This window comes from Anoxybacillus flavithermus, assembly GCF_002742685.1.
Lineage (GTDB): Bacteria > Bacillota > Bacilli > Bacillales > Anoxybacillaceae > Anoxybacillus > Anoxybacillus flavithermus_E.
Genome location: NZ_PEDM01000020.1, coordinates 20921 through 43730 on the forward strand (window position 1 = coordinate 20921; position 22810 = coordinate 43730).

Below are 22810 nucleotides of genomic sequence, written 5' to 3' on the forward strand. Positions count from 1 at the left end.
CGTCTATAAAGTAATGAGATCTTTTGGTGAAAGAGTGAGCCGCTCATTGCCGTTTTCTGTAATGACGATGTCATCTTCAATGCGAACACCGCCTAATCCCGCTATGTAAATGCCCGGTTCCACCGTCACAACCATTCCCGGCTGTAGCACTGTATCCGAACGCATCGAAAGCGCCGGCATTTCGTGTACTTCCATGCCGAGACCATGACCAGTGGAATGCCCAAAATACTCACCAAATCCGCAAGCAGAAATGTAATCGCGTGTGAGCGCATCTGCCTCTCGCCCTGTCATCCCTGGACGAATATGTTCAACACCACGAAGCTGAGCTTGCAACACGACATCATATATGCGCTTTAACTCGTCACTTACATCTCCAACTGCAACCGTTCTCGTAATATCAGAGCAATATCCTTTATAATATGCCCCAAAATCAAGCGTGACGAACTCACCTTTTTCAATGACTTTATCTGTCGCCACTCCATGTGGCAACGCTGAGCGCACGCCGGATGCAACGATAATATCAAACGATGAACTTGTCGCTCCTTGTTTGCGCATAAAAAATTCTAACTCATTTGCCACGTCTATTTCACGCACACCTGGGCGAATAAAATCGAGAATATGATGAAAGGCGGCATCGGCAATTTCGGCTGCTTCCTTTAATATCTTAATCTCTGCTTCTGACTTAATCAAGCGTAACTTTTCAACTGCACCGGAAACAGGAACGAGCGTCGCTTTGATCGCTTTTTCATATGCTGAAAACGTTGCATACGAAAGATCGTCTTGCTCAAATCCAAGCTTTTGAATGCCTAATCGTTCGACTTGTTTCGCTACTTCTTCAATGAGCGTTTGCGTATGTTGCACAATTTCATATCCTTCAATTTGTCTTGTCGCTTGTTCAACGTAACGAAAGTCAGTAATAAATACGGCATCCGTTTCGCTAATTAAAGCAACACCAGCTGTTCCAGTAAAATTCGTCATATAGCGACGGTTATAATCGTTTGTAATGAGAAATCCGTCAATGCCATGTTCGGCAAATTGTGCACGAAGTTTTTGTACTTTATTCAATGTTATTTCTCCTTCCCTTCAACGATATCAAGCAACGCTAAAATCGCCAACCGATATCCGTTCACACCAAGTCCGACAATTTGTCCGGCCGTCACCGGAGCAAGAACAGATTGATGACGAAACGGCTCTCTTGCGTGAATATTTGAAATATGTACTTCAATAACTGGCGTTTGTATGCTAGCAATCGCATCACGCAAGGCGTAACTATAATGCGTAAACGCCCCAGGATTGAAAATAATTCCATCGTATAACGATTCCGCCCGATGAATTTGGTCAATTAACGCCCCTTCGTAGTTGCTTTGATAACACGTTAACTCCGCCCCATACTCACTAGCAAATTCCGTTAGCTGTTTTTCTAGTTGTGCAAGTGTCGTATGGCCATAAATATGTGGCTCTCTCATTCCGAGACGATTTAAGTTCGGACCGTTTAAAAGGAGGAATCGAACCATTCCCCTCTCCCCCCTTTGCTGATGAAAATACATATGGTTATTTTACCACATCGACCTGTTTTTGTCGCCTCATCTCTGCTACTTCGAATGAAATGGAATAACCGATAAACATTCCATATAAAATGTAAAAGCATACCATCGTGACAACCGTATTTCGCTCAAGTTGTGGAACGGCTTTTAACTGTGGAAAAATTGGATTTAAGACGTAAAAAACAAGCACCCATAACCCGATGCCGAAAGCGACGCCTGGCCAAATGCCTTGACGATTTTTTAAAAAAGCATAGTATACAAACGCGGCAACGACAGAAGCAATCCCAATGAACAAAATCGCAATCGTCTGACCAAGCGCTTCGTTTTTCCAATCACCGATCGCCCACGGTTGCAAAATGAAGTTTGGCGCGACTTCTGTAAAATGAAAAAAATAAGCACAGTATGCGAGGAAACTCCAAAATACACCTCCAATAAAACCGATCAGCGCGACTTTTGCTAAAACGGGCATTGGTTTTTCTCTTTTATTTTGTTCCAGTTGTGCGTCTTGTTTCATTTTTGTTTGCACAGCAATCACCTCCGTTTTTATCTTGTCCAAAATGTTGCATCTCATGTGTATGAGCTCTCATTTTTGGCAACAATACAAATACAAACAATACATCGACCTAGAGGTTTTTATCGTTTTCTTGTAGAATATAAGAAAAAAGAAAATAGGTTGGTGTCTTCTTATGAGCAAAAACGTATACGGTGGGCAGGCAGTCATTGAAGGCGTCATGTTTGCTGGACGCAATCATTCCGTCACGGCCATTCGCCGCAAAGACGGTGCGATTGAGTATTTTCACGTTCCACGCGAAACAAACAGAACGCTTGCTTCATTTAAAAAAATTCCGTTTCTTCGCGGCATTTTTGCCATTATTCAAGCAAGCGCAAACGGATCGAAACATTTACAATTTTCAAGCGAACGATACGACCTCGATCCGACCGAAGATGAAACGTTGCAAGCGGAACCTCCGTCCAAATGGACGATGATTTTAGGTGTTGCACTGATCGGCGTGTTGTCGTTTCTATTCGGCAAATTTATTTTTACCCTTATTCCTGTATTTTTGGCTGAATTAACGAGACCGATTTTCCCATCGGACACAGCTCAAATACTTGTAGAAGGATGTTTCAAACTTCTTTTACTTTTAGGTTATATTTACTTTATTTCGCTTACGCCACTTGTCAAACGACTGTTTCAATATCATGGAGCAGAACATAAAGTAATTAATGCCTATGAAAATGGTTTACCATTGACGGTTGAACATGTACAACAACAATCTCGCCTTCATTATCGTTGTGGCAGCAGCTTCATTTTATTTACTGTCATCATCGGCGTATTCGTTTACATGTTCGTCCCGACCGAACCGCTTTGGGTGCGCGTGTTAAATCGCTTAGCGCTCATTCCTGTTGTATTAGGACTATCGTTTGAAGTATTACAAATCACAAACGCGTTGCGGCATGTTCCTGTGTTGCGTTGGTTAGGCTATCCTGGTTTATGGCTACAACTATTAACAACGAAAGAACCGACTAATGATCAAGTGGAAGTAGCGATCGCATCATTTCAACGTTTGCTTGAGTTAGAGGGAGAAGCGACGAACGAGCAAGAAGAAGTGGTGTAACATAAAGGAGGTGGATCGATTGCGTCGGCGCCCATTCCCGCTTGTCACTTTGCTTATTGTGTTCGCTATTGTTGGGTTTTCTTATCGTCTATGGAACGATCCGATGCAGTTGTTGAAACAAGTGTTTCTCATCGGATTGGTCGCAGGTGTCTTTTATGGCATATATAAATGGATACAAAGACAAAACTTTAGTCGTTCGTATCAAAAAGCGGTAAAACAATCGAAAAAGCTCCACCACCAGAAAACGAAGCCGACGTCGAAAAAACAACCGCGCCCAACCGCTTTAAAGAAAAAGCACGCTACTCATTTAACAGTCATTGAAGGAAAAAAAGGAAAGAAAAAAAATCGGGCTTCTTTTTAACCCGATTTTTTCTTTTAATACGTCCACGTTTTTAAAAATTGTTTGGTGCGCTCTTTTCCAAACGAAATGAGCTTCTTTTTTTCTTCATCCGTCACTGAGAAATCGGTGGCAACGACATGTTTGACAGGAAGGAAAACGATGTTTTTTTCATGGCGGCGTGAAATGTACCGTTCATCGTGCGCCTCGCGCATCGTTTGAAACAACGCTTCATACAAATCAATGGCATTATTAATTTTCTTTTTGGCTTTTTGCGCCTGTCTTGCGCTTAGTTTGATGCCTAGAACAGGTCGTTTTTTCCGTTCTTCATCAAATAAAAAAATCGGGAAATTGCTTAGTAAGCCACCATCAACGACAATATGCTTCCCTTCGTCTGTCTTTAACCGCACAGGCTCAAAAAAATAAGGGATGCCGATGCTCATTCTGACCGCTTTGGCGACAGGAAAACGGAGAGGATCAATGCCGTATTTCGGTAAATCATCTGGCAAAATAAGCATCGTGCCATTCGTTAAATCAGAAGCAACAACGCGTAATCGTTCGTGAGGCAAATCAGCAAACGTGTACACTCCTTTTTTACCTAGCTGCTCACTTATCCATCGTTCGAGCTTTTCTCCTTTGTATAATCCTAATTTCCAATAAAGAACGAGCCATTTTAACCACGCATACGGAATGATCGTACGTCGCTCATCGAGAAAATCCATTAAATTCATATCGTCCATCATGCCTATCATTTCCTTGCTTGTAAATCCCGATGCAATAAACGAAGCAATAAGTGCCCCTGCGCTCGTACCAGCAAGCCGTTTAAAGCGAAAACCTTTTTCCTCAATCGCCTCGTATGCCCCAATCAATGCGAAACCTTTAACGCCTCCACCGGAAAATACACCATCAATCTCCATGCTCTTCCCTCCTCGCCATATATGTATGAAAAATGGGAGGGATTGAGCATAAAAAACAAAAAAGAACAAGCGTTTATGCCTGTTCTTGCTCGTTTTGCCTTTGAATGTTGCGAAGCGCTTCAAGACGTGACCGATCTTCCTCAAAGTATTGTACTAAGTCACCGATGCGGTCAATTGCATTCCAGCTTAAGTGATGTTCGATTCCCTCAACATCGCGATAAATGTTTTCTTCATCTACACCAATGAGACGCATAAATTGTTCAAGCAACTCATGGCGATACACAAGCCGCTTGCCGATTTTTTTTCCTTTCGGAGTAAGTACGAGCCCTCGGTATTTCTCATATACTAAATATTCGTCTTTATCAAGCTTTTGAACCATTTTTGTCACAGAGGAGGGATGAACAGATAACGCTTCAGCAATATCCGATACGCGGGCGTATCCTTTTTCTTCGATCAATATATAAATTTGCTCAATATAATCTTCCATGCTTGGTGTTGGCATATGTGTCCCTCCTAAACAAACATCCGCAATCATTATGATTATAACATGTTTACCAAGCATGACAACTATTTACGTAAAATATTCAATGGTTGCTTCGGGAAAAAATTGTGCAATATAGGAACGAATCGTGTCATTCAACCGATTGGCTTCTTCATCTTGATACACATATTTTCCAATTCCGTATCGTCCCCATTTATATTTTCGTTTCGTTTCATCAAGGTCCAGTTTCGTCTTCGGATATCGTTTTTGAATGACTGTTTTCGCTGGTTTTGTAAAGCGATGTTGAATTAATTCAAACGTTAAATTTGTTAGGTCGATGCCTTGCAAGTTTTTGTTCAGTCGTTCAAACAGCTCAAAATATCCTTCTTCCCAATCGTCATGCATATAAATCGGAGCGACGATAAATCCGAGCGGATAGCCAGCATGCGCCACTTTTCGCGCCGCCTCTAGCCGTGCGTCAAACGAAGACGTCCCCGGTTCAAAGTTTTGAATAACATACCGTGAATTGACGCTAAAACGAAAGCGTGTTTTTCCATTATGTTTTGCATCAAGCAAATGATCGACATGTTCATATTTTGTGACAAAACGAAGTCGACCATATTCCGTCGCACCAATAAATTCAATCGTTTTTTTTAACGCATGCGTCAAATGGTCGATGCCGACAATGTCGGACGTACAAGCCGCTTCAAAGCGCGTAATTTCCGGAGCGCGTTCATCAATATATTTTTTCGCTTGAGCAAAAATATCATCCAGATTGACGTACACACGAATGTAAGGTTTGCTTCCAAGCGTCGTCTGTAAATAACAATAATGACAATGCCCCATGCATCCCGTCGCTAGAGGAATCGCATATTCTGCCGATGGTTTAGATGTATCAAATTTTAATGTGCGCCGAACACCGACAACAAGCGTTGATTTTGCATTGCGATATTGCTGAAGCTCGTTATCTCCCGGAATGCCGCGCACTTGGTTATGCGATGTCGTTTCGCGAATGTCGATATGCATACGTTTAAATTTTTCATATAACTCTTTGCCGAGCGGATAATGAAGCGCTTCGGGCTCAAAATAAACAAGCTGGGGAATAAATGGCTTCATACAATCACCTCAATGTTAGTATGGTTTATTCGTATGAGGTGATGAAATACAATTTTTGTAATAAAATAAGGAACGGGTTTTCCCGTCCCTTTTTACGTTATAAACCACATTTTAATTGGGCACCGCAACTTGTGCACGTGTTGCAGCCACCGATTTCTTCGACCGTTCCTTCACGGCATACTGGACAAACGTTTCCAACTTCTGAACCGATCGTAACGTCCGTTGCGCGTAAATCTGGAATCGTTTCAACAAGGGCAACAGCCCGCTTTTTCGGTTCTTCTGGCAGAAGCTCTAGCTGCTCTTCGACCGCATGTTCTTCTGCTTTTAGTGTTAATACTTGCGCATCGCGGCTACCATCGACATAGACTGTTCCACCTTTTGCTCCACCTCGCCATAACCGCTCGTACACTTTTTGCACTTGCTCGACCGTATAGCCGCGCGGTGCATTCACCGTTTTTGAAAGGCTTGAATCGACCCAACGTTGAATAATGCACTGGACATCGGCATGCGCTTCTGGCGATAAGTCCATGGCGGTTACAAACCAATGCGGCAAGTTGTTCGGATCCGCTTCTGGATGTTTATCTAAATATTCTTGAACGATATCCGCCTTCACTTCAATAAACTTGCCGAGACGGCCGCTTCGATAATAAGAGAAGGAAAAATATGGTTCAAGTCCTGTGGACACGCCGATCATGGTCCCTGTGGATCCAGTCGGAGCAACCGTTAATAAATGCGAGTTGCGAATGCCGTATGTTAAAATATCTTGGCGAATATCGTCCGGCATTTTTTTCATATAACCGGTGTGAATAAACGCTTCACGCAATTTCATCGTTTCTTCTTCCGTTTCGCCAACTAAAAACGGAAAGCTTCCTTTTTCTTTCGCAAGCTCAATCGACGCACGATACGCCGTTGCCGCAATTGTTTTAAACAGTTCGTCAACTAACTGGTTTCCTTCTTCCGAACCATACTCTTTCTCGCAATAAATGAGCAAATCCGCTAGCCCCATGACGCCAAGACCGACGCGGCGCTCCCCAAGCGCTTGCTTTTTATTTTCCTCAAGGAAGTATGGGGTTGCATCAATAACGTTATCTTGCATACGGACACCGACTTCAACCGTCCGCTTTAATTTTTCATAATCCACAACTTTATTTTCTTTATCGACCATATTCGCCAAATTAATTGCAGCTAAATTACACACAGAATAAGGTGCGAGTGGTTGTTCACCACACGGATTTGTTGCGACTACTTTTTGTCCGTACGCTCTTGCATTCGTCATGTCGTTGGCGTTGTCGATAAAGAAAATGCCTGGTTCTGCAGAATACGTTGCGCAAATGTTAATGAGCTTCCATAGCTCGCGGGCACGAATTTTTCGATAGACGCGAACGCGATAGCCCATTTTCTCCCATTCGCGCACATCGCCGACTTCGTGCCATTTTTCATTGTAGATGCGCATTTCTTCTTCCGAGTACGTTTCAACATCCGGGAAGCGCAATTCGTATTCTTCATCGTTTTCTACTGCCTGCATAAACTCTTTCGTTAAGCAAACAGAAATGTTCGCTCCTGTTAAAAAGTCCGGATTGTGCACGCTATACGTACCGCCTGTCCGCAACTTTTCTTCCGCATCTTTAATAATTTTTTCTGAAAAGCCGCCGTATCCTGGGATGTTTTTGTAGTTGACGATCCCTTGATACATCGCGCGCTCTTGTTCAGTAAGTGGCGTAAACTTTAATTTTTCTCTCGCTGCTTTTTGAATACCTTCATCTTCTGTATTTTCAAGCAAATAGCGCAAAATGCGCGGATTTTGCATTTTTGAAATAATAAATTCAATAATGTCCGGGTGCCAATCGGCTAGCATAATCATTTGAGCGCCACGCAATTTGTTACTCACTCATTTGAGTGGGCTAGGTCATTTCTGCCTAGCTCTCTGTCTTTCGAACAGAGATCAGACTATATCATCAAAGAAGAGAATGTTTCATATTTTCGATTCAATTTTATATCTCCATGTTGATAAAGGTGATGGAACAATTTGTTCACATCTTTAATGCTGGATATATGAAGATCAAAGCATCCTTCTTTCTCAGTTAATGAATGGACATTTTGCGCAATATCTTTAGACTTCAAAAACTTCAAGATTCCTTCTAACAATTGCCTCGATCCAGTAATACCAAATCGTGTTTTTAAGTAAGTTTTATCCCTTTCTTGGTAATATCTCTTATATACTCTTATATGTCCATCAGCATCAAATACTCCACGCAAGAAGCTCCATTGCAACTTGTCGCTATTAAACTCTATCCAAGTTTCATTCCCTGTTTTTTTAGGAGTTATTCCCAACCCCATCAAATCATTACACATTTTTGTAGAATTAATAGTTAATGAATATTTGTTTTGCTCATTAGGTGCATTTCTTTTTCTAAACTTGATCGCCTCTTGCATGTTTAATTCTTTTGCTATATCGTAAATCAATTGTCTATCTTCTTCTGCTAAAGTTAAGACAAGGCGCTTTGATTTTTTACGATCAAAAATTGTGCCATCACCTAAGATATAGCCAACTAAATATGCTTGATTCGGAGTTTTTATATCAGAGAAATAATTTTCACAATAATTATATTTTTTGTTAGCTAATTTACCTGCTTCCCCAGGATTTCTGATTTCAAACATTTTCGTTTCTTCATTCCATCTTCTTAAAGTTCCTCTACTTACACCTAATATTTTGGCTATTTTAACTTGGCTATATCCTTCTTTATGGAGATCTTTTGCTTTTTTCAATATCTCTTCTTTGTCTCGCGCCTCGTAACCTCGTTGTCGAGTGTTACGATTTACTCCTTCCATGGTTCCCCTCACTCCAAACATTTTTATTTATTACATTCATTGTATGGAGAACTGTAGGAAGTTTCAATAGTCGTTGAACCTTCATCTCCGTTTCCAGAGATGCTTGGCTGCTGGTCGCCCATTGTTCCATCCAATTGATTTTTACACCGTCACGCTTGCCGTTGCCAGCTACGTTGTGGTTCAATTGGCTTTAGGGGGTTCCAGCAATTCGCGAGATTTTACTCCCGCCAATGGCACTACTTTAACGGGAGCCACCTTGTTCGACAAGATGGGTTAGTTTTGCAATGTCGTCTAGCCATGACACCGATCCGGATGATTTTCCGTTCACTCCGCGCGCGAGTGTATTGCGTGGACGAAGGGTCGAACCGTTCGTTCCGACACCGCCACCGCGGCTCATAATTTCCATCACTTGTTTTCGATGTTCGGAAATGCCCTCGCGAGAGTCTTTCACAAACGGCATGACGTAACAGTTAAAGTACGTCACTTCTGTCCCAGAACCTGCCCCGTACAATACGCGTCCAGCTGGAACAAAATTTAGGCTGACGAGCTGTTCATAAAACTTTTCAAACCACTCTTTTCGTTTTTCTTCTGTTTGCTCCACAGCGGCTAGCCCGGTTGCGTTCCGCTTTGCAATTTGCTCATAAAAAATTTCAAGTGGCTTTTCAATGACATCGAGGGAACGAACAACAATGCCTGTTTTCGCTTCCCCTCCTTCCAACACATGACGATATTCTTCTTCAACAAGCACGTGTGCTTTTTTATTTTCCCAGTCCAACTCAACGATAAATCCAAGGCCACGCGCTGGAAATTTCGGATCTTCCTTTACCGTTAAAACGACAAAGTCTCCAATGCTTAACGTCAACTTTTCCGTATCTTTAAACGAATAGCGATCAAGCATCACTAAACGCGACACACCCTTATATGTAATGTGCATCTCAGGAGTAATCGGGTGCACTTGTGGGAATAGGCGAATGTCTTCGTTTAGCTTGTCCACATTCACCGTCATTTTTTCAGAAAACGCAACCGTCATTTTTTACCTCTCCTCTACCAACATAATCTTACTACATTAAACTACCATATATCGACAACAATAATCAATAAAAAAATCAATATGTAGTATGATTTTTTACAAAACGCATACTACATATTGATAATTAAGTCAAGCGTTTTTTATTTGTCAAGAGAAAAATTTACCGTTTGAAATTCCATTCATCTGTTTCGTATTTGTTTTTCGCTAGCTGCTGAACGTAAAAAAACTCATCGTCTGTTAATTCATATCGTTCCAACTGAATGTTTAAACCTTTTTCAAACCCTTTGAAAAATGCTTCTTTCGCCTCATCGATCGTCACTTTTCGATCGGTTAGCTCATTGATCGCAACCGCTTTGTTTTTAAAATTTTGTCGTAACCGCTCTTTTACTCGTTCGCTCGGATACTTAAACAAGCTAAAAAGCATCTCTTCATCTAAATCTAATAAAATCGAGCCATGTTGTAAAATGACCCCTTTTTGTCGCGTTTGGGCGCTTCCTGCCACTTTTCTTCCCTCGACAACAAGTTCATACCAGGATGGTGCATCAAAACAAACAGCCGAGCGCGGATTTTTTAAATCTGCTTTTTCTTCTTCTGTTTTTGGCACGGCAAAATACGCATCAAGTCCTAGAAAGCGAAATCCTTCTAAAATGCCTTGCGAAATGACGCGATACGCTTCCGTCACCGTTTGAGGCATAGCTGGATGCGCTTCTGATACGATAACGCTATACGTCAACTCTTGATCATGAAGCACACCGCGTCCACCGGTTGGACGTCTCACAAAACCAAGACCGTACTTTTTGACCGCTTCCATATCAATTTCTTTTTCGACTTTTTGAAAATAGCCAATCGAAAGCGTTGGTGGATTCCAACCGTAAAAACGAATGGTTGGCGGAATTTTTCCTTCGCTATGCCATTCCAACAACGCTTCATCAAGCGCCATATTAAACGCTGGGGAACAGTTGCCTGAGTCAATAAAACGCCATACTTCTTTTTCCATCTACTACACCCTTTCCTCTATCATTTTATAGTGTAGCAAACATAATAAGTCAATGGAAAATGCTTTGCTTCTTGTCTAAAACATTTATATAATAGACATGGCAACGATGAAAAGAAGGAGGGACATCATGACAATCGCTCTTATTATTCTCGGAGCAATTATTGTGTACGCGGTCATTACATACTTTTACCAGAAACGAATCGTTCAAACGCTGACGGAAGAAGAGTTCCGCGCAGGCTATCGAAAAGCGCAACTCATCGATGTTCGCGAACCCGATGAATACGCTGCTGGTCACATTTTAGGAGCACGTAACATTCCGCTTTCACAATTACGTTTGCGCATGAAAGAATTGCGTAAAGATCAACCCATTTACTTATATTGTCAAAGTGGAATACGTAGCAGTCGCGCTGCGCAAATGTTGTATCGCAACGGCTATCGAGACTTATACCACTTAAAAGGTGGCTTTAAAATGTGGACAGGGAAAGTGAAGAAAAAATAAGGTGCCAAGCCAACAAAGCTGGCACCTTTTGTTTTATTTCTGATAACGTAAAATGGGTTTGCGAGCGGCCGTTGTTTCATCTAAGCGTCTCACGACCGTTGTATGCGGCGCTTCTTGGACGATTTCTGGCGTTTCTTCCGCTTCTTTTGCGATTTGAATCATTGCATCGATGAACGCATCAAGCGTTTCTTTTGACTCGGTTTCAGTCGGTTCGATCATCATGCACTCTTCAACGATGAGCGGGAAATAAATTGTCGGTGGATGGTAGCAGAAATCAAGGAGACGTTTCGCAATATCAAGCGTACGTACTCCTAATTTCTTTTGTCTCTTTCCTGACAAAACAAATTCGTGTTTGCAATGACGGTTGTATGGTAAGTCGTAATATTCAGCCAATCGGCGCATCATATAGTTGGCGTTTAATACCGCATATTCTGTCACTGCTTTTAAGCCGTCTGGGCCCATCGAGCGAATATACGTATACGCGCGAACGTTAATGCCGAAGTTTCCATAAAACGGCTTCACACGCCCAATCGCTTGCGGTCTGTCATAGTCGAAATAGTAGCCGTTTTCCCCTTTTTCCACCGTTGGCTTCGGTAAAAACGGAATGAGATCCGCCTTCACGCCGACAGGACCTGAACCAGGGCCACCGCCGCCGTGCGGACCGGTAAACGTTTTATGAAGGTTTAAATGCACAACGTCAAAGCCCATATCGCCAGGGCGCGCTTTGCTTAACACCGCATTTAAGTTGGCTCCGTCGTAATACAGCTTTCCGCCTGCTTCATGCACGATTTCTGCCATTTCTAAAATGTTTTCTTCAAAAAGACCGAGCGTATTTGGGTTTGTGAGCATAAGCGCGGCTGTATCTGGACCGACGACGCGGCGTAAATCGTCTAAATCGACTAATCCTTCTTCGGTCGACTTTACCGTCACCGTCTCAAAGCCGGCAACCGTTGCCGACGCTGGATTTGTCCCATGGGCTGTATCTGGAACAATCACTTTCGTTCGATTGTAGTCGCCATTTGCTTCATGATAAGCGCGAATCATCATCAGTCCTGTCCATTCGCCATGCGCCCCAGCGGCTGGCTGCAACGTCACTGCGTCCATGCCGGTAATTTCTTTTAAATGCTCTTGTAAATCATACATTAATTCAAGTGCCCCTTGCACCGTTTCTTCCGGCTGAAGCGGGTGAATGTGAGCAAATCCAGCAAAGCGGGCAACGTTTTCGTTTATTTTTGGATTGTATTTCATTGTGCAAGATCCAAGCGGATAGAAGCCCGAATCGACCCCGTGATTGCGCTTCGATAGCGCTGTATAATGTCGCATAATGTCAAGTTCCGACACTTCTGGGAGTTCTGGTGCTTCTTTTCGAATATAGTCGGTTGGAACGACTTGTGCGACATCAATGGCTGGTACGTCTAGTGCTGGTAAGCTATATCCGATTCGTCCTGGCTTGCTTAATTCAAAAATAAGCGGCTGGTCTTTATGCATGACAATCCCCCAATTCTTTCACAAGCGTGTCGATTTCTTCTTTCGTGCGTAGTTCCGTCACTGCAATTAACATACAGTTTTGTAGTTCTGGATAATCACGTCCGAGATCGTAGCCACCAATGATTTCTTTTTCTAGTAACTTTTTATTCACTTCCGCTATCGGTTTGTTCATACGAACGACAAACTCGTTGAAAAACGGACCTGTAAATACGACATGAAAACCATTGTTGACAAACGCCTCTTTTGCATAGTGTGCTTTTTGAATATTCATCGTTGCCATTTCTTTTACGCCGTTTTTGCCAAGGGCAGTCATCGCTACCGATGCAGCGAGTGCGTTTAACGCTTGGTTGGAGCAAATATTTGATGTAGCTTTGTCGCGGCGGATATGTTGCTCGCGCGCTTGTAATGTCAACACAAAGCCGCGTCGCCCTTCTTCATCCGTCGTTTGTCCGACAAGACGTCCCGGAATTTTGCGCATAAGCGCCGATTTTACCGCAAAATAACCGCAATGTGGACCGCCAAATTGCGTTGGAATCCCGAACGGTTGAGCGTCACCAACGACGATGTCTGCACCGAACTGGCCTGGCGGTGTTAATACCCCTAACGCGAGTGGATTGCTTGCGACAACGAACATTCCTTTATGTGCATGAACGATGGGCTCCATATCTTTTAGCGGCTCGATTTGTCCGAAAAAGTTTGGATATTGCACAATGACGCATGCCACGTCTTCATTCATTTCTTTTTGCAAGGCATCCACATCCGTCACGCCGTTTTTGTGCGGAATTTCTACTACCTCAAGCCCCGGTCCTTTTGCGTACGTTTTCACAACATCGCGATATTCCGGATGCACCGTATTTGATAATAACACTTTTTTCTTTTTCGTATGCGCTGCGCTTAATAACGCTGCTTCTGCTAGCGCTGTTCCACCGTCATACATCGATGAGTTCGCCACATCCATGCCCGTTAATTCACAAATCATCGTTTGAAACTCGAAAATCGCTTGCAGTTCTCCTTGTGAAATTTCTGGCTGATACGGTGTATATGCGGTATAAAACTCCGAACGAGAAATGACGTGATCAACAATCGTCGGAATGTAATGATCGTACACCCCCGCTCCTAAAAACGAAATGTGTGTCTTCATATTTGCATTTTTTTCCGCTAATGCCATCAACTCTTTCATTAACTCCGGTTCTGATTTTGCCGGTTTAATGTTGTACTCACCTTGAAAACGAACGCTTTCTGGAATGTCAGAAAACAGTTCATCAATCGACTGCACCCCAATTGTTTGTAACATTTGTTGCTTATCTTCTTCTGTCATCGGCAAATAACGATGAAGCATAGCTCTCTCTCCTCACATTATTTTGTGCGCTTATAAAACGGTGTTGCCACCACTTTCGCCTTTAACCGCTTCCCACGAACGTCTACTTCTACTTCTGTATCAAGTGCCGAAAACGCAGTAGAAATAAGTGCTAATCCGATATTTTTTTTGAGCGTCGGTGATTGTGTTCCTGTCGTGACAACGCCAACTTGCTCATTATTAACATATACCGCATATCCGTGACGAGGAATGCCTTTGTCAATCATTTCAATGCCGACAAGTTTCCGTGGCGTTCCCTCTTCTTTTTGTTTCGTCAATACTTCTTTTCCGAAAAAGTCAACGTCTTTATTCGTTTTAACCGCAAATCCAAGCCCTGCCTCGATTGGCGTAATGTCCTTTGCCAACTCTTGCCCATAAAGCGGCAAGCATGCTTCAAAGCGAAGCGTATCGCGTGCACCGAGCCCGCATGGAAGCACTCCTTCTTCTTTTCCTGCTTCTAAAATGGCTCGCCAAAGCGTTGGGGCATCTTCTGCGTCGCAATATAGTTCGAACCCATCTTCTCCTGTATATCCTGTCCGGGATACGAGCGTTTGAACACCAGCGACATTAACGTGATCGACAAAAGCAAAAAATTTGATTGTCGATAAATCAATAGTTGTTAATGGCTGTAACACTTTTTCCGCAAGTGGTCCTTGCAGTGCTAGTTGTGCGATATCGTTTGAAATATTGACTAGTTCAACATCCCCAAATACATGCGCTTCAAGCCATGCAAAATCTTTTTCAATATTTGCGGCATTTACAACAAGAAGGTAATGATCGTCTCCTTTTTTATAAACAAGTAAATCATCAACGGTTCCCCCTTCTTCATCGCACATAAGCGTATACTGGGCGTGACCGTCTGTTAATTTGGCGACATCGTTTGTCATCATTTTTTGTAAAAAAGCAAGACTATCTTTTCCTTTCACTTCAAACTCACCCATATGTGACACATCAAATAATCCTGCGCGCATCCGTACAGCTTCATGTTCTTCTTTAATGCTAGAAAATTGCACAGGCAACTCCCAACCGCCGAAATCAATCGTTTTTGCGCCATACTCTGCATACAACGAAAATAACGGTGTTCTTTTTAACATACGCTTCCTCCTTGTTCATAAAAAAAAGACAGACGACCCCCATATTGTCATATGGTAGTCTCTGTCCTTTCACCTGAAAGTTTCCCTAATATTACATAGGTGTCCTCGTGGGTGGTTCACGTCTGTGAACGCTCTCCAGAGCCGCGTCAAACAAGAGTTCTTTTGCCTGAGAGATTCGTGTTGCCACTTGCTCCTTCGGCGCTACATCTCGTAGTCTCTCCCCTTGTTCTCATCCGCCCGTATACAATTGTCGCTCTTGTGCCACACTACATGTAAACATATAATGAAACAATTTTACAAACTTTCTTACGTTTCTTATTATCTTATAACTTCTCGTTTGTCGCAACACCTTTTTATAAATAAAATACGTAAATTTATTTCGTTTTAACTAAAAATGTTCGGAAAATGAGGGATGCTTGATGAACGTCACTATGCATTGGGAGAGAAGTTGGAAGGATGAATTTGTCACACGTATCGAACGTGACGGTCCGTGGTCGAACTGGGAACTGTATGAATTAGCGCTTGAAGCAACGAAAGCGTTAACCATCCCTCAGTTTGATGGGTTACAAGCGCCAAAACATTTGCCGCATATCACCATTTTACCTCATCAATACGACGTTGCCCGTCAAGTGGTCGAACAAATGAACGGAAAAGCCATTTTAGCTGATGAAGTCGGTCTAGGGAAAACCATTGAAGCTGGATTAATTTTAAAAGAATATATGATTCGTGGGCTTGTGAAAAAGGCGCTTATTCTCGTTCCAGCTTCTCTCGTTTCACAATGGGTACAAGAATTAAATGAAAAATTTTTTATTCCTGCTGTTGCCCAAAAGAAAAGTTATGTATGGGAGCAGTGCGATGTTGTCGTTTCATCGATAGATACCGCCAAAAAACAACCACATCGGGACATCATTTATGAACAAACATACGATATTGTCATTATTGACGAAGCACATAAATTGAAAAACAATAAAACGAAAAACTATGAATTTGTTCAAGGGCTGAAAAAGAAGTTTTGTTTACTATTAACAGCAACCCCAATTCAAAATCGTGTAGAAGAAATTTTTCATCTCGTTTCCCTGCTGAAACCAGGACATTTAGGAAATGCCGAACAATTTCAAAAAAGATATGGAAAATTGCGCACATTACACGATGATGCTCATTTAAAAGAGCTTATTCGCAAAGTGATGATTCGTCACCGTCGCCACGATACAGGAATTGAATGGACGAAACGGCACGTTGAAACGATTTTCATTGAGTTCTCGGAAGCGGAGCGAAATGTATATGAAACAATTCAGCGGTTCAAGTCTCCTTTGTTAGATACATCGCTGTCACATATGACGTTATTGCGTGAAATATGCAGCAGTAAAGAAGCGCTTTTTTGCACGTTAAAAAACATGCTTGAACAAAAACCTCATCTTGAAACGACAATTAGTGCATTGTTACAAAAAATGAACGATATCAACGAACATACAAAAGCGAAAAAAGCGTTAGAGCTTATTCAAACAATAAACGATAAAGTCATTGTATTTACAGAATACCGAGCGACTCAATTGTATTTGCAATGGTTTTTTAAACAGCACGGCATCTCTTCCGTACCGTTTCGCGGTGGATTTAAACGTAGTAAAAAAGATTGGATGAAAGAGCTGTTTCAGCATCGTTCCCAAGTGTTAATTGCAACCGAGGCAGGGGGGGAAGGGATTAACTTACAGTTTTGCAATCATGTCATTAACTATGATTTGCCTTGGAACCCTATGCGTTTGGAACAGCGAATCGGACGCGTCCATCGTCTCGGACAAACGAAAGATGTCCACATTTATAATTTTGTCGTGCGCAATACGGTCGAAGAGCATATATTTACGTTACTGTACGAGAAAATTCAGCTATTTGAACGGGTCGTCGGTGAACTAGATGATATTTTAATGAAGCTACAGTCTCCTGCATTTTCAAACCATTTAGAACGCATAATTGCTCAGTCGAAAAGCGAAGGAGAACTGAAAATAAAAATGCAAAATCTTGTAGAAATTTTAGCGAATACGGAGGAACAGACACATGCAGCAAGATGACATCCAATCTTTTCTTGAACGTTTTTTTACCGCCGCCCATTGTCCCATTGTCGAACGTAGCGATGGACATATACGTGTTCAACTCACCGTTGAGATGGATAAACAACTCATGAATCGCCCGTTTTATTGGCATTATGTTGAGCGCATCGGTGCTATAGGTGAACCGTTGCAACTATCACTCATCACGAAACGATCGATTCACGAAAAAAAGGGAGAGCATATTCATTTTGGTTCGCCACGCCTTCATCAAATTTTTTCGATCGCTAAAATGAACGGACGGTTCGTTCGACTCTATGAGCAAGTATTCGAACGATCTGCCGCTCTTCATCCGTGGCTTCATACAAACATATTGCTTTCATATGAATGCGACCGGAAGCAAGATCGTTTATTATCGTTAGGTATTCATCTCATTAGCGGAACAATCGTCGAGTCGTTTTACGACGTGTTAAAAGAAAAACAATGGGGAGTCACTGTTCCAGATTATTGCTTTACGATTTCTCCACTTATTAAGCCAATTAGTGGACTTGCGCGTCTTGAAGCTTTTGTTGAACGTCTCATCGCCTCCGAAACGCATGAGTGGGCAGATGCGGCGCGCGCGCGTTGGGAAGAAGACTTAGCATTACTGAAACATTTTTACGAGGGGATCGAAGAAAAACAAGAAGAGTATGAAAAAGAAAAAGAAGCGTTGCGACAAAGGTATGAACCGAGAATTCACATTTCCATTATCAACGGTGGTGTATTTTATTTGGAGGCGAAATAAGGCTAGCATTAGCCTTATTTCCGCTTAAATAAAAGCATAATGGCATACGGAATAACACCGAACCAGCGATATAAAAACGGCTGCTTTTGTTGTTTTTTTAGCTGTTTCTTCTCTTGTCTTTGTCTTTTCCGTTCGTCTTTCGGTTGGTCTAAATATTTTACAACTTGCTCAGTCATAAATTTAACATAATCGTTTCCTGCCATCGTTCATCACCTCGATGCTAGTATCGTCAAAAACGAGGTGATTTAAGCAAAGATACAATGTTTTCTACGATGTCATCTATCGTGCGATTTGTTGTATCGATCGTCATATGTGCTTCACGATACCATGCAAGTCGTTGTTCAAATAGCTGTTTTATTTGACTTTGTTTATTTTCTTCCATCAGTAGCGGTCGGGTCTCATCATCAGCTAAACGCCGAAACAATTCATGTAGCTCACAATGCAAATAAATGACGATTCCATGCTCACGCATAAATTGACGATTTTCTTCTTGAATGACAATTCCGCCACCTGTTGTAATAATCACATCTTCCTTTGGAAGCTTCTTTAATGCGTCTCGTTCATACGCCCGAAACGTCTCTTCCCCCTCTTCCGCAAAAATCTTTGTAATCGTTTTTCCAACTTGTTGTTCAATATATGCATCCGTGTCTATCACAGATAGCTGTAATACTTCTCCTAATCGTTTTCCAATTGTCGTCTTTCCTGCCCCCATAAATCCTGTCAAGTAAATCGCCCTCATATTCTCTTCCTCTCTTAGTATAGTTCTTTCCACTCCGAAATGTCGTTTGTTAATACATGAAATTGAAACTGAACATCATAGCGAAATTGAGCATTCGTTACACATGATACATTGACAGACCAAACATCCGCTCCGTTTTTTGCTGCCCTATACGTTGCCCGCCCGCGAGAAAATGAAATCGTTTGGCTTAATGATGTCACGTTTTCTGGTGCATTGGCAAGCGTTTGTTTCACATCATTGAGTGTTTGTTTCATCAAATAGTCTGCTTCGTACCATTTCTTTTCCTCTTCAAAAAACTGTATTTCTGTATGATACAATGCGACAGAGTGAAGAAAAAGAGCGCTCATTAATAACGCGCACATGATGGTAAAGGGAAAAATAACGCCCCGTTCATTTTTCATGTTAACGAAAAAATGGGATAAACGCTTCATATGATTCTCCTTTATCTGTGAATACATGGATACGAATGCCTGTTTGTTCTTTTTCATACGATATATGTTGAATAAATTGAAGCATAATTTCATGACCAGTATCATTTACGCGCCTCCGAATGATCGTTCCATACTTTTCGTACGTCACGCGCTCACCCGTCCATTTATTGAATTGAATCGTTGTGCCGTATATATGAACGTCTTTTGATTCTCTCAGTTCTATTTTTGCTTGTTGGATGAAAACAACCCATTCAAAATAGTCAAAGTTTCCGCGTTTTGTTGTATAGCTCAACGATAAATGAAATGCTTTTGTCAATAAAGATAAAATGATGAAAAAAACCGTAAGCGACATTAATATTTCTATTAACGTAAAGCCTTTTTCTTTTTGAATCATTGCAACAATGTCTCACATCTTTCTTTTGTTCTTTTCAGCCCATCTTTCCAACGAACACATCGCTCATTCGATCGCATAAATAATGAAAATGTGCGTTTCCCACGAACGACAAGCGTTTCGTTTTCACGTTGTTCATTCATCATTGCTTCATATAAAATTTGATTTGCGATCATTTCCATTTTTTTATTTTCCCGTTCTACAACAATCGTTGTCCAATGAACAAGGAGCATAGCGATCAAACCGCTCCATAAACTAAGCGAAACGAGCAGTTCAATAAACGTAAAACCGTTACAATTTTTGCGCATACAATCGTCCTTTCCCTAATTGAAAAACGATTTTATATTTTTTACTTCCATATGCAACAAGAAGCGTCCCAGCTTTATTCACATTGCCATTCGGATAATAATAAAGCGGCGGCGATAACGTAGCCATTTGAAATTGAAACGGGGAGGGAAAAGAACGAGCAAATAGCTCCTTTCCAAACGTCCCTCCTTCTTTCACCTGATAACGGCATGTATCGAAAGAAAATATAATCGCTACCGTCTTTTTCCTACTCATTGCATATTGTTGGGCATATAACATATCGTTTTTGAATTGTTCTAAAAAATATTGTAACTGCCGTTCAGCTAATACTTGCTGAAGGGGTGGAACGGTAAACGACATGATGCTTGTCACAACAAAAAGAACGATTAACATTTCGATCAACGTAAATCCTCGTTCATTCACTTTCTAAAACGTCCCCTTCACTCGTAATAACGATCTCTTTTCCATTCGGACAACGGTTACTTTCAATATATTTCCCATCTACTAACTGTTGCACCGTCGGAATCGTTCCTTGCTCCATCTCATATGCTTTGACTTGAGACTGAACCATTTTGATAAAAGCTGAACATCCTTTCTTATTAATCATACTGTTATGTTTTGTCACATTTGGGATCGTAATTAAAATCAAAATGGTAATGACCATCAACACAATTAACATTTCAATTAACGTAAATCCTTTTTCATTTCTCATATACATCCCCCTCTATATATGATTTAACAGTTGAAAAATAGGCCACAACATAGCGATATACATCAAAATGACAAAAATACCGATACAACTAAGCAAAAGTGGTTGCGTAATATATACAATTTTTTTTAGACGGTTTTCTAATTTTTGCAACGAAAACTGGCTGTAATGAAATAATTCTTGCACTAATTCTCCGTTAGACTGACCATGACGAATGACGAAAGGTAGTTCTTGTTCGTAATACTTCCGTCGTTGAATGATTTCATCCAACTTTTCGCCTTCACATAACTGCTGTTTCATAATTTTCGCTTCCTCTTTCAGTAACGGAAGGTGGGATTGATGCTCAAAAATTTGTAGCGCCTCATAAATGGACAGTCCTCCTTTTAACAAGTGGCTTAATTGTAACGAAAACACTTGCGTATGAAATGACACAATCCATGAACGGACGAGAGGAAGCTTCATAAACAAATCCATTTGTTTATGAATAGGCCACGAACGAACGAACAGCAAATAAAACAATCCTAAAAAAGCAACGATGATGAACGCAACGGAAAGTATACGTGGAAGCCATATAGTGAAAGTAAAAAGGAATGTAGAAAAAGATGAACGAGCATGAAACGAAGAAAGAAGGTGAGAAAACTGTGGAGCTAATACTTGCTGAAACATGAAAAACATCATGATACAAAAACTAAAAAGAAATAATGGATAACGCAACATACGCTTCACTTGCTCGATGTAACGTGCCCTCATTTGTCCGATTTCCCCTGCTTCAATCAATCCATGAGCAAGTTGACCGTGTTTTTCAGCAAAAAACACATATCCTAAAAGATGAGAATGAAATTGCATGCGAGAAAAAGCTTCATGAATCGGTACGCCTGCTCGCAATGCATGTACACAATCGTCAAGATCGCGTTGCTTTGCAGGAGATTGCTGAATTTGCAAAAACTCAATCGCTTGAGCAAGCGAATACCCTTTACTAAGCAATTTTCCGAGTTGGAGAAAAAACGCGCTTTGCTCCTGCAACGTCCAATTACAACGTCGCTTCATCTAACAACCAACTTTCAATAACTCTTTCATGTAAAAAACCGAGTGCAATTCCTTTTTTAATCACATCTTTTAATCGAGTGTACATATATACCGCCTGCTCTCCTTTCGCTACTCTCATTGCTTGCGCTAGTTCATTTCCATATAGCAGTTCATAAACAGCTGCTCGCCGGACAGGTCGATACTGTCGACAAAAAGGTGAGCACTCTCCTTCACAAAACGGACATTTCAATTGCACAAGACGTTGCGCGGTTACAGCGACTAACGTTTGAGCCATTTCTTGAAATGGCACACCGAACTCAAGAAGGCGATAAATCGCTCCAACCGCATCTTTCGTATGCATAGTTGTTAACACGAGATGTCCTGTTAACGAGGCGCGAACGGCAATTCGCGCAGTCTCAGCATCACGAATTTCCCCAACCATAATGACATCTGGATCGTGGCGGAGAATCGCTTTTAACCCTGCCGCATACGTAATACCCGCTTTTTCGTTTACTTGCACTTGCAATACATCTTCCGCCCGCTTTTCAACCGGATCTTCTAGCGTAATGACATTTCGTTGAAAATGGTGACGACATACGTTTAACAAACTATATAGCGTTGTCGTTTTCCCAGATCCAGTCGGTCCTGTGAAAATCATAAGCCCATGAGAATAGTTTAATAAGGCGAGCAACTTTTTTACGGTTGAAGGAAAGAGCGCGAGTTGTTTAAGCGGAAGAAATGAGTGTAACGGAAGCAAGCGGATAACTAAGCTTTCATCATAGATGGTAGGCAACGTTGATAACCGAAGATGTATCGTCGTGTGGGTGAGGTTCATTTCCATCGCTCCGCTTTGCGGACGACGACGTTCTCCAATATCCATATCAGCGAGAAATTTAAAGTGGGCAAGCAAACGTTCACATGTCTGTTTCGATAACACATTTTTTGTAACGAGCATTCCCCCTAAGCGAAATTGTACGAGCGCATCTTGTTTGCGTGGAACGATATGAATGTCGGAAGCTTGAAGCATATAAGCTTCTTCAATTAGGCGATCAGCTAGCCGTTCAATAGCCTGCAACGCCA

25 protein-coding genes, 2 pseudogenes and 1 riboswitch are annotated in these 22810 nt (G+C 41.6%); of the genes and pseudogenes, 5 read left to right on the forward strand and 22 right to left on the reverse strand.

Annotated features, from left to right (window positions below):
* Positions 1-3: 3 nt before the first annotated feature.
* The 3 genes from CS060_RS09520 to CS060_RS09530 are packed head-to-tail and all read right to left on the reverse strand — an operon-like array spanning position 4 to position 2115.
* On the reverse strand, positions 4-1065 hold the full coding sequence (locus CS060_RS09520) for a M24 family metallopeptidase (protein ID WP_035047637.1): 1062 nt from the start codon (positions 1063-1065) through the stop codon (positions 4-6).
* A gap of 2 nt (positions 1066-1067) precedes the next feature.
* On the reverse strand, positions 1068-1514 hold the full coding sequence (gene aroQ, locus CS060_RS09525; RefSeq protein ID WP_035047635.1) for a type II 3-dehydroquinate dehydratase: 447 nt from the start codon (positions 1512-1514) through the stop codon (positions 1068-1070).
* A gap of 37 nt (positions 1515-1551) precedes the next feature.
* Positions 1552-2115 (reverse strand): YqhR family membrane protein, encoded by a 564-nt coding sequence (locus tag CS060_RS09530; protein ID WP_035047633.1) that lies wholly within the window; start codon positions 2113-2115, stop codon positions 1552-1554.
* 115 nt (positions 2116-2230) lie between these two features.
* Here CS060_RS09530 and CS060_RS09535 point away from each other — a divergent pair, with 115 nt between their 5' ends.
* Both CS060_RS09535 and CS060_RS09540 read left to right on the forward strand, forming a co-directional pair.
* Positions 2231-3160, forward strand: a complete 930-nt coding sequence (locus tag CS060_RS09535) for a DUF1385 domain-containing protein (protein ID WP_035047630.1) — start codon at positions 2231-2233, stop codon at positions 3158-3160.
* Between the two features lie 19 nt (positions 3161-3179).
* Positions 3180-3521: an SA1362 family protein gene (locus CS060_RS09540; protein ID WP_099668907.1), complete on the forward strand. Its 342-nt coding sequence runs from the start codon at positions 3180-3182 to the stop codon at positions 3519-3521.
* Between the two features lie 14 nt (positions 3522-3535).
* On the opposite strand, the gene CS060_RS09545 is transcribed toward CS060_RS09540, so the two are convergent.
* The 7 genes and pseudogenes from CS060_RS09545 to lipM form a co-directional block, all read right to left on the reverse strand.
* Positions 3536-4414, reverse strand: coding sequence for a patatin-like phospholipase family protein (locus CS060_RS09545; RefSeq protein WP_099668908.1), 879 nt, complete (start codon positions 4412-4414; stop codon positions 3536-3538).
* Between the two features lie 73 nt (positions 4415-4487).
* Positions 4488-4916 (reverse strand): transcriptional regulator MntR, encoded by a 429-nt coding sequence (gene mntR, locus CS060_RS09550; protein WP_004889573.1) that lies wholly within the window; start codon positions 4914-4916, stop codon positions 4488-4490.
* Positions 4917-4985: 69 nt separating this feature from the next.
* Entirely contained in the window at positions 4986-6011 is a 1026-nt protein-coding gene (gene splB, locus CS060_RS09555; RefSeq protein WP_099668909.1) for a spore photoproduct lyase, read from the reverse strand.
* 97 nt (positions 6012-6108) lie between these two features.
* Positions 6109-7884: pseudogene (locus tag CS060_RS09560) on the reverse strand (vitamin B12-dependent ribonucleotide reductase); the annotation flags it as partial.
* A gap of 74 nt (positions 7885-7958) precedes the next feature.
* Complete coding sequence (locus tag CS060_RS14140) at positions 7959-8840, reverse strand: LAGLIDADG family homing endonuclease (RefSeq protein WP_069201718.1); 882 nt, start codon at positions 8838-8840, stop codon at positions 7959-7961.
* A gap of 244 nt (positions 8841-9084) precedes the next feature.
* Positions 9085-9870, reverse strand: a pseudogene (locus CS060_RS09570) (ribonucleotide reductase N-terminal alpha domain-containing protein); the annotation flags it as partial.
* A 160-nt stretch (positions 9871-10030) separates the two neighbouring features.
* Positions 10031-10867, reverse strand: a complete 837-nt coding sequence (lipM, locus tag CS060_RS09575; protein WP_035048315.1) for an octanoyltransferase LipM — start codon at positions 10865-10867, stop codon at positions 10031-10033.
* 127 nt (positions 10868-10994) lie between these two features.
* Here lipM and CS060_RS09580 point away from each other — a divergent pair, with 127 nt between their 5' ends.
* Positions 10995-11366: a rhodanese-like domain-containing protein gene (locus CS060_RS09580; RefSeq protein WP_035019487.1), complete on the forward strand. Its 372-nt coding sequence runs from the start codon at positions 10995-10997 to the stop codon at positions 11364-11366.
* A gap of 33 nt (positions 11367-11399) precedes the next feature.
* Here CS060_RS09580 and gcvPB read toward each other — a convergent pair whose 3' ends face one another.
* The 3 genes from gcvPB to gcvT are packed head-to-tail and all read right to left on the reverse strand — an operon-like array spanning position 11400 to position 15305.
* Complete coding sequence (gene gcvPB, locus CS060_RS09585; RefSeq protein WP_035048317.1) at positions 11400-12854, reverse strand: aminomethyl-transferring glycine dehydrogenase subunit GcvPB; 1455 nt, start codon at positions 12852-12854, stop codon at positions 11400-11402.
* Positions 12847-14193 (reverse strand): aminomethyl-transferring glycine dehydrogenase subunit GcvPA, encoded by a 1347-nt coding sequence (gcvPA, locus tag CS060_RS09590; RefSeq protein ID WP_035048319.1) that lies wholly within the window; start codon positions 14191-14193, stop codon positions 12847-12849. The genes gcvPB and gcvPA overlap by 8 nt, the downstream gene beginning before the upstream one ends.
* A gap of 17 nt (positions 14194-14210) precedes the next feature.
* Positions 14211-15305 carry a glycine cleavage system aminomethyltransferase GcvT gene (gcvT, locus tag CS060_RS09595; RefSeq protein WP_035048321.1) on the reverse strand — a complete coding sequence of 365 codons (1095 nt, stop codon included), beginning with the start codon at positions 15303-15305 and terminating at the stop codon, positions 14211-14213.
* A gap of 144 nt (positions 15306-15449) precedes the next feature.
* Positions 15450-15538: riboswitch (glycine riboswitch) on the reverse strand.
* A 186-nt stretch (positions 15539-15724) separates the two neighbouring features.
* Here gcvT and CS060_RS09600 point away from each other — a divergent pair.
* On the forward strand, positions 15725-17368 hold the full coding sequence (locus CS060_RS09600) for a DEAD/DEAH box helicase (protein ID WP_035048323.1): 1644 nt from the start codon (positions 15725-15727) through the stop codon (positions 17366-17368).
* Positions 17355-18128 carry a YqhG family protein gene (locus tag CS060_RS09605; protein WP_035048325.1) on the forward strand — a complete coding sequence of 258 codons (774 nt, stop codon included), beginning with the start codon at positions 17355-17357 and terminating at the stop codon, positions 18126-18128. The genes CS060_RS09600 and CS060_RS09605 overlap by 14 nt, the downstream gene beginning before the upstream one ends.
* A gap of 14 nt (positions 18129-18142) precedes the next feature.
* On the opposite strand, the gene CS060_RS09610 is transcribed toward CS060_RS09605, so the two are convergent.
* From CS060_RS09610 to comGA, 9 genes are read right to left on the reverse strand one after another with little or no spacing between them, the layout of a single operon-like run.
* A complete protein-coding gene (locus CS060_RS09610; RefSeq protein ID WP_019416934.1) occupies positions 18143-18331 on the reverse strand; it encodes a YqzE family protein in 189 nt (62 codons plus the stop codon).
* Positions 18332-18357: 26 nt separating this feature from the next.
* A complete protein-coding gene (locus CS060_RS09615; protein ID WP_035048327.1) occupies positions 18358-18867 on the reverse strand; it encodes a shikimate kinase in 510 nt (169 codons plus the stop codon).
* A 14-nt stretch (positions 18868-18881) separates the two neighbouring features.
* Positions 18882-19298 (reverse strand): competence type IV pilus minor pilin ComGG, encoded by a 417-nt coding sequence (gene comGG, locus CS060_RS09620; RefSeq protein ID WP_035048329.1) that lies wholly within the window; start codon positions 19296-19298, stop codon positions 18882-18884.
* Positions 19270-19692 carry a competence type IV pilus minor pilin ComGF gene (comGF, locus tag CS060_RS09625; protein WP_035048331.1) on the reverse strand — a complete coding sequence of 141 codons (423 nt, stop codon included), beginning with the start codon at positions 19690-19692 and terminating at the stop codon, positions 19270-19272. Before comGF ends, comGG begins: the two co-directional genes overlap by 29 nt.
* Entirely contained in the window at positions 19689-19997 is a 309-nt protein-coding gene (gene comGE, locus CS060_RS09630) for a competence type IV pilus minor pilin ComGE (protein WP_035048333.1), read from the reverse strand. Before comGE ends, comGF begins: the two co-directional genes overlap by 4 nt.
* Positions 19981-20418, reverse strand: coding sequence for a competence type IV pilus minor pilin ComGD (gene comGD, locus CS060_RS09635; protein WP_035048335.1), 438 nt, complete (start codon positions 20416-20418; stop codon positions 19981-19983). The genes comGE and comGD overlap by 17 nt, the downstream gene beginning before the upstream one ends.
* Positions 20411-20713: a competence type IV pilus major pilin ComGC gene (gene comGC, locus CS060_RS09640; protein WP_180271075.1), complete on the reverse strand. Its 303-nt coding sequence runs from the start codon at positions 20711-20713 to the stop codon at positions 20411-20413. The genes comGD and comGC overlap by 8 nt, the downstream gene beginning before the upstream one ends.
* Before the next feature lie 6 nt (positions 20714-20719).
* Positions 20720-21751, reverse strand: a complete 1032-nt coding sequence (gene comGB / locus CS060_RS09645) for a competence type IV pilus assembly protein ComGB (protein ID WP_099668910.1) — start codon at positions 21749-21751, stop codon at positions 20720-20722.
* The gene (gene comGA, locus CS060_RS09650; protein ID WP_082180280.1) at positions 21735-22805 is read right to left on the reverse strand and encodes a competence type IV pilus ATPase ComGA; all 1071 of its coding nucleotides are present in this window, start codon (positions 22803-22805) and stop codon (positions 21735-21737) included. Before comGA ends, comGB begins: the two co-directional genes overlap by 17 nt.
* Positions 22806-22810: the final 5 nt, after the last annotated feature.